Origin of the sequence: Seonamhaeicola sp. NFXS20 (assembly GCF_049132085.1) — a bacterium.
Classification (GTDB): Bacteria; Bacteroidota; Bacteroidia; order Flavobacteriales; family Flavobacteriaceae; genus Seonamhaeicola.
Window position 1 is genome coordinate 126,964 of record NZ_JAFMPU010000008.1, and the last position, 13,928, is coordinate 140,891.

Here is a 13,928-nt window from a genome sequence, read left to right on the forward strand (position 1 = left end):
TCTTGTTTTTGCTCTAGTGCAGCAGAGAACTATTTAATAGAAAAGATGAACGAAATAAAAATATTTTCACCAGCTACAGTTGCAAATGTTTCTTGCGGATTTGATGTTATGGGCTTTTGTTTAGACAACGTTGGTGATGAAATGGTTATAAGAAAAGTAGAAAAGAAAGGTATTTATATTACCAAAATAGAAGGTTTTGATTTGCCTTATGAAGCTGAAAAAAATGTTTCAGGGGTATCTGCTCTAGCCATGTATAATGCTATAGATGTTGATTTTGGATTTGAAATTGAAATCTACAAAAAAATTAAACCTGGCAGTGGTATTGGTAGTAGTGCTGCTAGTGCTGTTGGTAGTGTATTTGGAATGAATGAACTTTTGGGCAGGCCTTTTAATAAAATACAATTAACAGAATTTGCTATTAAAGGAGAAGCTTTAGCAAGTAAATGCGAACATGCCGATAATCTGGCTCCTGCCATGTTTGGTGGGTTTGCCTTAGTAAAAAGTGTGTCTCCTTTAGAAATATTAGAAATTCCATCGCCAAAAGATTTGTACGCAACTATCATTCATCCTCAAATTGAAATAAAAACATCAGAATCTAGAGCACTTTTACCTAAAGAAGTTGCCTTACAAGATGCTATTACACAATGGGCTAATTTTGGAAGTTTAATTCATGGGTTGCATACAAATAATTACCAAGTGATTAAAAACGCTTTACATGATGTTATTGTAGAACCTCATAGAAGCAAGCTAATTCCATACTTTACAGAAGTAAAAAAAGCAGCCATTAAAGCTGGTGCGTTAGGCTCAGGAATCTCTGGTTCTGGTCCTTCAATTTTTTCTTTAAGTAAAGGAGAAGAAACTGCTCTAAATGTAAAAAAAGCAATAAAAAAAATATATACTGAAACAGGTATAGATTTTGACTTGCACGTTTCAAAAATAAATACAGAAGGAATTAAAATTTTGAATTAAAAAATGAATTATTACTCTTTAAATAAACAAGCTCCAAATTCAACTTTTAAAAATGCAGTGGTAAAAGGATTAGCACCAGATAAAGGTCTATACTTCCCTGAAAATATTACATCGTTAAGTCCAGATTTTTTTAAGAACATAGATAACTTATCTAATACAGAAATAGCTTTTGAAGCTATAAAACAATTTGTTTCTCCAGAAATTCCAGAAGACGTTTTAAAAACTATTGTTGAAGAAACATTATCTTTTGATTTTCCTGTGGTTCAGTTAAATGATAGCATTTCAACATTAGAATTATTTCATGGTCCTACTATGGCATTTAAAGATGTTGGTGCTCGGTTTATGGCGCGTTGTTTAGGCTATTTTAATAAAGATAATAACAACGAAGTCACTGTTTTAGTAGCCACATCTGGAGATACTGGCGGTGCCGTAGCCAATGGTTTTTTAGGCGTTAAAGGCGTTAATGTGGTTATTCTTTACCCTAGCGGAAAAGTAAGTGATATTCAAGAAAAACAATTAACTACCTTAGGACAAAATATTAAAGCATTAGAAGTTAATGGTACTTTTGATGATTGTCAAGCCATGGTTAAAACGGCATTTTTAGATGAAGAATTAACTAATAACATGCAGTTAACTTCAGCTAACTCAATAAACGTAGCAAGATGGTTGCCTCAATTATTCTACTTTATGTTTGCCTACAAACAACTTCATAAAAAACATGATAACATAGTGTTTTCTGTACCAAGTGGAAATTTCGGTAATATTTGTGCTGGTATGATGGCACAACAGTTAGGGTTACCTATAAAACATTTTGTTGCTTCTAATAACGTAAACAATGTTGTAACTCGCTATTTGCAATCGCAATTATATGAGCCAAAACCATCTATTCAAACCATTAGTAATGCTATGGATGTTGGAGCACCTAGCAACTTTATTCGCATCCAAGAGATTTATAAAAATAAGTTTGATACTTTAAAGACAAATCTTTCTTCTTATAGCTTCACCGATGATGAAACTAAAGAAGCCATGTTAGAAATGTACAACAAATACAATTATGTAGCAGACCCGCATGGTGCTGTTGGTTATTTAGGAAGTAAGGCTTATCTAAAAGAAAATCCTAATGCTCATTGTGTATTTTTAGAAACTGCACACCCTACTAAGTTTATAGATGTGGTAGAAGAAGTTATCAAAGAAAAACAATCGCTACCTAAACAAATACAAAGTGTTATGGGTAAAGAAAAAGAATCTACAGTTATTAGTACTTACAATGATTTAAAAAGATTTTTATTAAATTAATTTTACATCAAAAAAAGTTTTAAAAAGCCATAGATTATCTATGGCTTTTTTATTTTTAAACATCCAAAATTTATAGTTAGTTTTAGTGTATTTTCAACTAAATTTTGATGTGAAAACTCTATTACAAAACCAATTTTAATCTTAATAATATCCCTTATTAAATTTAAACAATTTATGTATAATCAATTAAACTTTTAAGACAATCAAGTGTCATAGAAACAAATTATGCAATATGAAAGTACACGTTCTCTTAACATTTTTATTTCTATACACTCAGGTATTCTCTCAAAATAATAATGAACATTTAACAGCAATTATAATTGGCTCTGGATCGCCAAAATATAATACAGAACGCTCTGGTCCATCGGTATTAATATCCTATAAAAACACTCAAATTTTAGTAGATATGGGCAATGGCACACAGGCCAATTTGAACAAATTAGGTCTGAAAATTAAAAATATTGATGGATTACTTTTTACACATCATCACTTTGACCATAATGAGGAGTTTATTCCTATTTTTATAAAATCACTTCTTGGTGGTAATCAAATAACTATTGCTGGACCAGAACAAACTACTTCTATAGTTAACAATATTCTAGAAATCTATAAAGAAGACATTGCATACAGATTATCAAAAACTAAAAGGAATCTAAATGATGCTACCTCTAATTTTACTACAAAAAATTTAAAAGGAAACACCACATTATATATTGGTGATATTAAAATTACGTGTACTCCTGTAAAACATACTATTGCCACACTAGCCTATCGTTTTGATGTAGGTAATGAATCCATTGTAATTTCAGGTGATTTAACTTATTCAGAGTCTCTACCAATTTTAGCTAAAAATGCAGATTATTTGATAATGGACTCTGGTGGAGCTATTAAATTAGGATCTAAAAAGATTAACAATATAAACATCAGAAAAACAAAAGAAAAAGCCCATGTTAATTTAGCAGAAAGCTCACAAATGGCTAGAGAAGCAAATGTTAAAAATTTAGTTTTAACACACTTCAATTTCACTAATGTAGATGAAACAGCCACTAGCGCAGAATTAAGAAAGAATTATTCTGGAACAATTATATATGGAAAAGATTTAATGGTCTTACCACTTAAACAAAATAAAGCTAAAAAACAGAACACAAATTTAAAACTTAGCTATCCAATTGTTGATACAGGAGTTATAGACTACTATTCTAATACAACAAAAATCTCCAAACCCACTGTAGGAGAGTCTTTTTACGGACAAGATGCCAACTATAAGGGCAATCAACCTTCTTACACTAATAATGGAGATGGCACCATAACAGATAATGTTACAGGTTTAATGTGGGAACAAGATATGGGAGCAAAAATGACACTTGAGGAGGCCAAATTAAAAGCTAAAAACTCCAAATTGGGAGAGTACACAGATTGGAGGTTACCAACCATTAAAGAACTATATTCACTCATACAATTTACAGGAAAAGTAAAAGGTGCCACAGCTATTAAAATGTTTATTGATACAAACTATTTTAATCAACCTTTAGGAAATAGCAAAAAAGGAGAACGAGAAATTGATGCACAAACATGGTCTTCAACTGTTTATGTTGGAAAAACTATGAGAAATGATGAAACTATTTTTGGTGTTAATTTTGTTGATGGTAGAATAAAAGGCTATCCTAAATACAAACCCAGATCAGGTAATGAAAATAAAATGTATTTCCGTTTAGTACGTGGAAATAAAAATTATGGAAAAAACAATTTTATAGACAATGGTGATGGCACTATAAGCGACTATGCCACTGGTTTAATGTGGCAAAAAGTCGATAATGGCATTGGTAAAGATTGGGAAGAAGCCTTAAATTATGCTGAAAATTTAGAACTTGCTGGGTATTCCAATTGGCGTTTGCCTAATGCCAAAGAATTACAAAGTATTGTAGATTATACACGCTCTCCACAAACCACCAATTCTCCTGCAATACATCCTGTTTTTCAATCTACCACAATCAAAGACCCTAATGGAAATAACCAGTATCCGTATTACTGGACAAGCACAACCCATTTAGATGGTAAAAACCCATACTCAGGTGCTGTTTATATTGCTTTTGGTGAAGCACAAGGACAAATGAACGGTAGATTAATGGATGTTCATGGTGCTGGCGCGCAAAGAAGCGACCCCAAAAGCGGAAATAAAACAGATTACCCACAATTTTTCGGACCACAAGGAGATGTTAGATATGTTTATAATTACGTTAGAGCTGTTAGAAATATTTCTGATAATATTAATAATAACCAAATACAACAAAATAATTATCAAACAAAATCTAGCAAATTGAGCCTTCAAGAAAACAAGGAAAGAGTTAATAAAAATACACCTCCTTCTTTTGAAAAAATGTTACAAAAAATGGACACTAACAATGATGGTAAAATATCTAAATCAGAAGTCAGAGGGAAATTAAAGCAAAACTTTGATAAAAGAGACATCAATAAAGACGGCTATATCACAGAAAATGAATTAACTAGAAAAAACCAATAATAATTAGGATACTAAAACTTTATAGCATTTAAATCTTTACACCTTTAGCATAACCTTTATCTGTAATTTTTCAATAAATTTGCTTCGCTTAAAAATAATTAATAGCAATTTTTATGAAAAATACAGCCTTAACTGAAACACACAAAGCTTTAGGTGCTAAAATGGTGCCTTTTGCTGGATTTAATATGCCTGTACAATACCAAGGCATAAATATTGAACACGATACTGTTAGAAATGCTGTTGGTGTGTTTGATGTATCTCATATGGGCGAGTTTTTAATTGAAGGTGAAACAGCCTTAGATTTAATTCAAAAAGTAAGTAGTAATGATGCTAGTAAACTAACCATAGGTAAAGCTCAATATAGCTGTATGCCAAATGAGACTGGTGGAATAGTTGATGATTTAATTATTTACAGAATAAAAGAAAACACCTATTTACTAGTTGTTAATGCTAGTAATATTGAAAAAGATTGGAATTGGATTTCCTCTAAAAACAACGTTGGGGCTACCATGCGAAATTTAAGTGATGATTATTCATTACTTGCTATTCAAGGTCCAAAAGCAGTTGAAGCTATGCAGAATTTAACTAGTCATAATTTATCAGCTATTAAATTCTATAATTTTATAGTAGGCGATTTTGCAAGTATTGAAAATGTTATAATTTCTGCTACAGGTTATACAGGCAGTGGCGGTTTTGAAATTTATTGTAAAAACAGTGAGGTTAAACAAATCTGGGATAAGGTTTTTGAAGCAGGTGCTGATTTTGGAATTAAACCCATTGGATTGGCTGCTCGAGATACTTTACGTCTAGAAATGGGCTATTGCCTTTACGGAAATGATATTGATGACACCACCTCTCCTATTGAAGCTGGTTTAGGATGGATTACCAAATTCACCAAAGCATTTACAAATTCTGAAGCTTTAGAAGATGAAAAACGTCGTGGACCAGAACGCAAACTTATTGCCTTTGAGTTAAATGAACGTGGTATTCCTAGAAATGGATATGATATTGTTGATGGCAACGGTAATAAAATAGGTAATGTTACGTCTGGCACCATGTCTCCCAGTCTTGGTATAGGCATTGGCTTAGGTTATGTGCCTGTAATATTTTCAGAAATAGGTAGTAAAATTAATATTCAAATTCGCAAAAAAGCTATTCCTGCAACCGTAGTAAAATTGCCTTTTTATAAAAGCTAATGCCAGATTTTCAATCTATATTACGCACCATTTACAACAGTGCTACTAGTCAAATTGAAAAAGGAAGAGTAGCTACCTACATACCAGAATTAGCAAAAATTGACATTAACAATTTTGGTATTTGCTTAAAAATTGTTGGTGGAGAAAGTTTTGGAGTTGGTAGTTTTAATACGCCATTTTCAATTCAAAGTATCTCTAAAGTTTTAGCTCTAGCAAAAGCTATAGAACTAGTTGGAGAATCTATATGGAAACGTATAGATGTAGAACCTTCTGGACACCCATTTAACCAATTAGCACTTCTTGAAGTAGAAAATGGCATTCCTAGAAATCCGTTTATAAATTCTGGCGCCATTGTTATTGCAGATATACTGCTTTCAAATTTAAAAGATCCTAAAACCGATTTTTTAAATTTTGTTAGAGATTTATGTGGCGTAGATGATATAAATTATAACAAATCTGTGGCACTTTCAGAAAAACACACTGGATTTAAAAATTATGCTGCAGCCAATCTTTTAAAATCATTCAACAATCTTGAAAATGATGTAGAAGATGTTTTAGATTTCTATTTCCATCAATGTTCGTTAGAGATGACATGCAGCCAACTATCAAACACTTTCTACTTTTTAGCCAATGATGGTTACTGCTTAAAAAATAAACTTCGCCTAACACGTTCTCAAGTAAAACGCATTAATGCTTTAATGCTAACTTGTGGCTTTTATGATGAAGCTGGCGAGTTTGCTTTTGAAGTTGGTTTACCAGGAAAAAGTGGTGTTGGTGGTGGTATTGTTGCCTTGTTACCAAATAATTTTATTTTAACCACTTGGGCACCAGGTTTAAATAAAAAAGGAAATTCACTATTAGGTATGACCGCTTTAGAGCAGTTTACAACCAATACTAAACTTTCTATTTTTTAGTTTTTATATTCAGAAATTTGTTGATTGTTAATGAAGAATGAAAAGCACAGAATATTAATACTTGGAGCTAGCGGATTTTTAGGAAATGCTATTTATAAAGAACTCTGTGCCTATTTCAACACCTACGGAACTTACCGTACACCCAATAAGCACTACGAAAAAAACCACCATTTTTTTGAGTTTAATTTTGAAGAAGATGATATTTATGAAATCCTAGATATTGTTAAACCAACCATTATAGTTTCTGCGCTTAGAGGCGATTTTTCTAAACAAGTTCTATTACATAAACACTTAATAGAATATATGCGTTCTATAAAAATAAAACTTATCTTTTTATCATCTGCCAATGTTTTTGATGCTTATAGCAAATATCCAAGTTATGAAGAAGATAAAACTTTAAGCAATAGTGTTTATGGGCATTTTAAAATAAAAATAGAAAATATGCTACTTCGCTTACCCAAAAAACAAGTAGCCATTTTACGCTTACCAATGGTTTTTGGGGTACAATCTCCTAGATTACAAGAAATTATTCAAAATATAAAAGAAAATGAACCTGTAGAAGTTTTTCCAAACTTAGTAATGAATGTTACTAATGATGATAAACTTACACAACAAATACACTATATAATTAATAGAAATAAATCTGGAATTTTCCATTTAGGAAGTACAGATTTGGTGCATCATGACGATTTTATTAAAGAAATGGTAGAAACTCTTTGCATACCAAACGCTATTTATAAACACGTTTACACAACAAATGACGAGCGTTACTTAGCTGTTTTACCCAAAATAAACACACTCCCAAAGCATTTAAAAATTATAAGTGCAGATATTATAGAAGAGTTAAAAATAAATTGATTTAAAGCATATTATTCATTAATTTTAATTGCTTTATTAATCCTTAATTAACATCATAATGAGTAAATTATCAGAACAGGATATTGAAAAAAAATTGTTACACTTTCCAGATTGGGAATATTTTGATAACGCAATTCATGCCGAATTTGAATTTGAAAACTTTAAAGACTGTTTTAGTGCCATGAGCAGAATTGCTTTTGAGTGTGAAGCACTAAACCATCATCCTAACTGGAGTAATAACTACAACGTGCTAACCATATCACTTTCTACACATGATGCTGGTGGTGTAACAAATAAAGATTTCAAATTAGCAGAAGCTATTGAAACTATTGTAGAACCGGTAGAATAATTTATTTTTGTCAAAATTAAAATTAACACAGTAATTTCGCTTACGCGGAAATAAAAAATACAAATTAATTATGGGAAGAGCTTTTGAATTTAGAAAAGCAAGAAAATTAAAACGTTGGTCGGCAATGAGTAAAGCCTTTACTCGTATTGGTAAAGATATTGTAATGGCAGTAAAAGAAGGTGGTCCAGACCCCAACAGTAATTCCCGCTTAAGAGCCGTTATACAGAATGCCAAATCTGTAAACATGCCTAAAGACAATATTGAGCGTGCCATAAAACGAGCTACAGATAAAAGTCAAGGCGATTATAAAGAAGTAATTTTTGAAGGTTATGCACCTCACGGAATAGCTGTATTAGTAGAAACTGCTACCGATAATAATACACGTACTGTAGCCAATGTTCGCAGCTATTTTAATAAATGCGATGGTAGTTTAGGAACTTCGGGTTCTGTAGTTTTTATGTTTGACCACACCTGTAATTTTAAAATAAAAGGTGATAATTTAGATTTAGAAGAATTAGAACTAGAGCTTATAGATTTTGGTGTTGAAGAAATTTTTGAAGACACCGACGAAGATGCAGATGGTAACGAAGTTACTAGCGTTATGGTTTACGCTCCATTTGAAAGTTTTGGTAAAATTCAATCATACTTAGAAGAAAATAATATTGAAATACTCTCATCTGGATTTGAGCGTATACCACAAGTAACTAAACAACTTAATGCTGAACAAGCTGCAGATGTAGAAAAACTTTTAGAAAAGCTAGAAGAAGATGATGATGTACAAAACGTATATCATACCATGCAAGAACTTACAGATTAAACATAAATCAATTTAAAATATATGAACCCCAACTTAAAGTCAGCTACAAAAACAATTAAATGGGGTATTATAGGTTGTGGTAATGTTACCGAAGTTAAAAGTGGCCCTCCATATAAGCAAACTAAAGGGTTTGAGTTGGTAGCTGTTATGAGGCGTAATGAGGAAAAAGCTAAAGATTACGCTAAAAGACATCAAGTAAAAAAATACTACACTAACGCCAATGACTTAATTAATGATGATGAAATTGATGCTGTTTATATTGCTACCCCACCAGATAGCCATAAAGAATATGCTTTAAAAGTTGCAAACGCAGGTAAAATTTGTTGTATTGAAAAACCAATGACTTCATGTTTCCGTGATAGTTTAGCAATATACGAAACCTTTAAAGAAAAAAATGTTCCTCTTTTTGTGGCTTATTACAGGCGTTCATTACCTAGATTTTTAAAAGTAAAAGAATGGATAGATGCTGGTACTATTGGAGAAGTTAGACATATTAGTTGGATTCAAACCAAACCTGCTAGTGAGTTAGACAAATCTAAAGCATACAATTGGAGAACAGACGCTAAAATAGCCCCTGGTGGTTATTTTGATGATTTAGCAAGTCATGGTTTAGATTTATTCAATTTTTTATTAGGTAATATTAAAGAAGTTCATGGTTTTAGTACTAACCAACAAGATATTTATAGTGCCAAAGATGCTTTTACTGCAAGCTGGATTCATAAAAACGGTATTACCGGTTCTGGAACATGGAATTTTGGAGCCTCTAGCCATTTAGACTCAGTAACAATTTTTGGAAGCACAGGAAAAATTGAATTTGCTGTATTTCATGAAAAGCCTATTGTTTTAACAAGTCAATCTAAAAATGAAAGCGTTTTTATTGAAAACCCAAAACATATTCAACAACCACATGTAGAAGGCATGAGAGATGAATTAGTTTTTAAAAAGTTTAAACACCCCTCAACGGGTGAAACTGGTCTACATGCTAATTGGGTAATGGATAAAATTTTAGGTAGCCTATAATTCTTCTTGTAGATATTTATTCTAAAAAATTAATTATCTAATAAAAAATTAAAAATAAAAGCTATTTCTTTTGAAATAGCTTTTTGCTTTAAGTGTATTAGTTGATGTTTCTTTTTAGTGACAATAAATTGTTTACTTTATGTTTCATTCACTAGCACATTTAATATATTTTCAAATTTTATGCCAAAAATTAAATTACTCAAATAGCTTTAAGAATATTTAGGTATTTTCCCTTTTACTCCCTTAAAAAAGTTACGAATAAACCTAAAATCTACCTCAGTATTATTAGTTGGATAAAATGGTTCTGAAATTTTATTTTGCTTATTTTCAAAATCTAACGTAAACATTATTATTGGCACTTGCGCTTCTTTAGCAATATAATAAAATCCCGTTCGCCATTTTTCAACTTTTTCTCTTGTACCTTCAGGAGACATAGCCAACCTAAATTCATCTTTTTCTTTAAATATTCGTGCAATTTCTTGAACTTGATTTTTATTTGAAGTTCTATTAACTGGTGCACCACCAAGTGCTCTAAAAAACCATCCAAAAGGAAAAGCGAACAAACTTTTTTTACCAATAAAATTTGTTTTTACTCCTAAAACAGAGCGCAAAAGAACACCTATATAGAAATCGTGCCAACTAGTGTGAGGAGCAGCTATAATAACTGCTTTTTTAATTTGGTCTTTAGAAAGTGTTGTATTACCAACAACTTTCCAACCAAGAATTTTATAGTAGATAAATTTAGCTAACCATTGCATATTACATTTTTTGGTATAGCTCTTTTAGCTTTTTTCTTGTTATTTTTTTCTGCCAATTTTTCCCTAAAGCATTTTCCCAAAGTGGCACAAGATCTAGCGCTATATCTATCATTGCATCTAATTGGTCGTCACTTAAATTGGCGCAAATACCTTTAGGTAAAGAAATATTGTGTTTAATTTTCATTTCCTTAAAAAGCTTCACTCCTTCTGGATAAAACTCTTCTAAGTGGTCAAAAACAATACAATTACCAATTCCGTGTTTAACACCCAATAAATAAGACAAGCCATAGCTCATTGCATGAGCAACTCCTACTTGAGAATAGGCTATACTCATACCACCGTGCCATGAGGCCATCATTAGTTTTTCTTGAATTTCAATTTTTGATAATTTATCATCTAAAAATACTTCTTTACATAGCGTTAATGAAATATCTCCATAGCTTTGGCTAAAAGCGTTTAAATACGTTCCGTTTAAAGACTCTATACAATGAATGTAGCAATCCATTCCGGTATAAAACCATTGGTCTGTAGGAACATTTTTTGTGAGTTCTGAATCTAAAACAACCTGGTCAAAAGGCGTGAAATCTGAATTAATACCAAGCTTTTTTCTTGGTCCTGTTAATACGGTAGTTCTAGAAACTTCGGCTCCTGTACCAGAAATAGTTGGAATACCTACGTGATAAACTGCAGGGTTTTTAACTAAATCCCAACCTTGATAATCTTTAGCTTCACCATCATTGGTTAGCATTATGGCTACTGCTTTAGCTAAATCTAACAGAGTGCCCCCTCCTATTCCTATAACTCCAGAGGGTCTTTCTTTAGAGCTAAGAATAATTTCTTCAACTAAATCATCAACTTGTTCTGTTTTAGGTTCTTCTTCTGCTGATATATAAATAATTTTATCATCATAAGCTAATGGTATTCTTGAAGTTAACCATGTATCTGCCTTAAAAACATCATCTACTAAAAATATAAATGGAGCATTTATACTTAAGCGTTTTGGGGCTAAAATATCGCTTAACTGATTGAAACTACCTCTGCCAAAAATAACTCTTGGCACCATGGGAAAGTTTTTATAACTCATTTATTTTGATTTTCTTTTTCAAAATGTAAAAATAAAACTATTTTAATTTTTACAGGTTTAAATACTGTTGAAATTTCTTCAGAATATATACTTATATTCTATTTTTTAATTTAATATTTTTAATAATTCTCTTAAAGAAGTTATCGTTTTATATGATTTTCCGTTAGTTTCTTTTTCACTAACTTCTTCATGTGCCCAAGTGGTATGAAAAGGAACATGTATAGCGTGGGCTTTTATATTTACTATAGGTAATACATCAGACCTTAGAGAATTTCCTATCATTAAAAACTGTGAAGGTTCTACATCTAAATGACTTAACAACTTAGAGTAATTGGCTTCTTTTTTATCGCTTAAAACTTCTATATGATGAAAATAATTTGTTAATCCAGATTTTTCTAGTTTTCGCTCTTGATCCAATAAATCGCCTTTAGTTGCCAAAATTAAACGGTATTTTTTTGATAGCTCTTTTAACACATCTTCTACTCCATCTAACAATTCTACTGGCTTATTAAGCATATTTTTACCTATGTTTAATATTTTTTCAATAGTTTTATTTGAAATATTGTTGTTTGAAAGTTCTAAAGCAGATTCTACCATTGACAAAACAAAGGCTTTAACACCATAGCCATAAAGATTTAGATTATTCATTTCCATTTTAAATAACTCTTGGTCTATTTTATTTGGTGTTTCATATTCTGAAAGCAACTTACAAAATGCTTCTTCTGCTTCTCTAAAGTAGGTTTCGTTTACCCAAAGGGTATCATCGGCATCAAATCCAATAACTTTTATGTTTTTATAATTTATTTCCATGCTTTTTTTGCGCGTTCTAAATCTTCTGGAGTATCAATTTCTATGCCTTGTACATTGGTTTCTACCATTTTTATTCTTTTTCCGTATTCTAAGTACCTTAGCTGTTCTAATTTTTCTGAGGCTTCTAAAGTTAGCATGGGGAGTTTATAAAAATCCATTAACGCTTCTTTTCTAAAAGCATAAACCCCTTTGTGTTTATAGTATTTAACATTTACATGTTTATCTCTTGGATATGGAATTGGGCTTCTGGAAAAGTATAAAGCAAAATCAAAAGTATCTATAATTACTTTTACAGTATTAGGGTTGTTTATTTCGGCTTCATCTGTAATATGTACCATTAACGATGCTAAATCAATTACTCTATCATTATCATTTTTAAAAACATGAATTAGTTTAGATAATGATTCTTTATCTGTAAAGGGTTCGTCTCCTTGTACATTAATAACGATGTCAACATCCATATTTTCTACAGCTTCAGCAATTCTATCACTACCAGAGTGATGTTCTTTTTTACTCATTATAGCTTTACCACCGTTATTTATAATTTCGTTATAAATAATATCACTATCTGTTACTACAAAAACATCATCAAACAAGTTGGTATTTACAGTTGCTTGATAGGTTCTTAAAATTACAGATTTCCCATTAAGATCTTGCATGAGCTTCCCTGGAAATCGAGTTGCACTGTAACGTGCAGGAATCATTGAAATTATTTTCATAAGCTAATTAATCTACATTGCTTCAAAAATAGGATATTTTTTAAAGGTTCAGCCTTTAGCTCTTTTAAACTTTTTATATAATTTAAAAATTATAAATAGAATTATTACAACTAATATAATGGCTAGAATGGGCATAAAAATAGATACCACAGACATTACTACAGATGTCCCTGTTTCTAAAGTTGAAATTACAGGGTTTGCTACACCAGCTGTGGTAGCTGTAGACGCTAATCTTGTGGTGCCCGATGTTCCTGCTATGGCTGCTGCGGTACCACCACCTGCAATAATAGCCAAAGACCAAGTTATTACAGGGTCTAAGTCTGCAACAGTAGAAAGCATTACTATAGTACCCGCAATACCTGCCAAAGGCACCGCTATACTATCTAATAAATTGTCTATATATGGTATAAAGTATGCTACAATTTCTACTAAAGTGGCAACTCCTAAGGTTATTAAAGCTGTTGTACTACCAATCCATTGCCAAGACTCATTTAGATGCCAAACATCAAAATATGCTGCTAAACTAAGTGCAAATAAAGGTAAAAACACTCTAAACCCTACAGAGGCTGCAAGCCCAATTCCTAAACATAAACTAATAATGGTTTCTGGTGTCATAT

General features: G+C 31.5%; 14 protein-coding genes. 9 read left to right on the forward strand and 5 right to left on the reverse strand.

Going from position 1 to position 13,928, the window contains the following annotated elements; genetic code table 11:
* The first annotated feature begins 45 nt into the window (after positions 1–45).
* The 9 genes from J1D01_RS12335 to J1D01_RS12375 all read left to right on the forward strand — a co-directional run bounded on the left by J1D01_RS12335 (position 46) and on the right by J1D01_RS12375 (position 9,940).
* Positions 46–969 carry a homoserine kinase gene (locus J1D01_RS12335; RefSeq protein ID WP_421151059.1) on the forward strand — a complete coding sequence of 308 codons (924 nt, stop codon included), beginning with the start codon at positions 46–48 and terminating at the stop codon, positions 967–969.
* A 3-nt stretch (positions 970–972) separates the two neighbouring features.
* Entirely contained in the window at positions 973–2,265 is a 1,293-nt protein-coding gene (gene thrC, locus J1D01_RS12340) for a threonine synthase (RefSeq protein WP_421151033.1), read from the forward strand.
* Positions 2,266–2,497: 232 nt separating this feature from the next.
* On the forward strand, positions 2,498–4,786 hold the full coding sequence (locus J1D01_RS12345; protein WP_421151034.1) for a DUF1566 domain-containing protein: 2,289 nt from the start codon (positions 2,498–2,500) through the stop codon (positions 4,784–4,786).
* A 113-nt stretch (positions 4,787–4,899) separates the two neighbouring features.
* Entirely contained in the window at positions 4,900–5,982 is a 1,083-nt protein-coding gene (gcvT, locus tag J1D01_RS12350) for a glycine cleavage system aminomethyltransferase GcvT (RefSeq protein WP_421151035.1), read from the forward strand.
* Positions 5,982–6,896, forward strand: a complete 915-nt coding sequence (locus J1D01_RS12355; RefSeq protein WP_421151036.1) for a glutaminase — start codon at positions 5,982–5,984, stop codon at positions 6,894–6,896. The genes gcvT and J1D01_RS12355 overlap by 1 nt, the downstream gene beginning before the upstream one ends.
* A gap of 30 nt (positions 6,897–6,926) precedes the next feature.
* Positions 6,927–7,754: a sugar nucleotide-binding protein gene (locus J1D01_RS12360; RefSeq protein ID WP_421151037.1), complete on the forward strand. Its 828-nt coding sequence runs from the start codon at positions 6,927–6,929 to the stop codon at positions 7,752–7,754.
* Between the two features lie 58 nt (positions 7,755–7,812).
* Positions 7,813–8,103 (forward strand): 4a-hydroxytetrahydrobiopterin dehydratase, encoded by a 291-nt coding sequence (locus J1D01_RS12365; RefSeq protein ID WP_421151038.1) that lies wholly within the window; start codon positions 7,813–7,815, stop codon positions 8,101–8,103.
* Between the two features lie 70 nt (positions 8,104–8,173).
* Positions 8,174–8,920, forward strand: a complete 747-nt coding sequence (locus J1D01_RS12370; protein ID WP_372937473.1) for a YebC/PmpR family DNA-binding transcriptional regulator — start codon at positions 8,174–8,176, stop codon at positions 8,918–8,920.
* A gap of 21 nt (positions 8,921–8,941) precedes the next feature.
* Complete coding sequence (locus J1D01_RS12375; RefSeq protein ID WP_421151039.1) at positions 8,942–9,940, forward strand: Gfo/Idh/MocA family protein; 999 nt, start codon at positions 8,942–8,944, stop codon at positions 9,938–9,940.
* A gap of 209 nt (positions 9,941–10,149) precedes the next feature.
* Here J1D01_RS12375 and J1D01_RS12380 read toward each other — a convergent pair whose 3' ends face one another.
* From J1D01_RS12380 to J1D01_RS12400, 5 genes are all read right to left on the reverse strand, one after another.
* Positions 10,150–10,698, reverse strand: a complete 549-nt coding sequence (locus tag J1D01_RS12380; protein WP_421151040.1) for a 1-acyl-sn-glycerol-3-phosphate acyltransferase — start codon at positions 10,696–10,698, stop codon at positions 10,150–10,152.
* 1 nt (position 10,699) lies between these two features.
* Positions 10,700–11,782: an iron-containing alcohol dehydrogenase family protein gene (locus tag J1D01_RS12385; protein WP_372938872.1), complete on the reverse strand. Its 1,083-nt coding sequence runs from the start codon at positions 11,780–11,782 to the stop codon at positions 10,700–10,702.
* A gap of 105 nt (positions 11,783–11,887) precedes the next feature.
* Positions 11,888–12,592, reverse strand: coding sequence for an HAD family hydrolase (locus J1D01_RS12390; RefSeq protein WP_421151041.1), 705 nt, complete (start codon positions 12,590–12,592; stop codon positions 11,888–11,890).
* Positions 12,583–13,311, reverse strand: a complete 729-nt coding sequence (gene kdsB / locus J1D01_RS12395) for a 3-deoxy-manno-octulosonate cytidylyltransferase (RefSeq protein ID WP_421151042.1) — start codon at positions 13,309–13,311, stop codon at positions 12,583–12,585. Before kdsB ends, J1D01_RS12390 begins: the two co-directional genes overlap by 10 nt.
* Positions 13,312–13,359: 48 nt before the next feature.
* Positions 13,360–13,926 carry a DUF4126 domain-containing protein gene (locus J1D01_RS12400; RefSeq protein ID WP_372935555.1) on the reverse strand — a complete coding sequence of 189 codons (567 nt, stop codon included), beginning with the start codon at positions 13,924–13,926 and terminating at the stop codon, positions 13,360–13,362.
* Between the last annotated feature and the right edge of the window lie 2 nt (positions 13,927–13,928).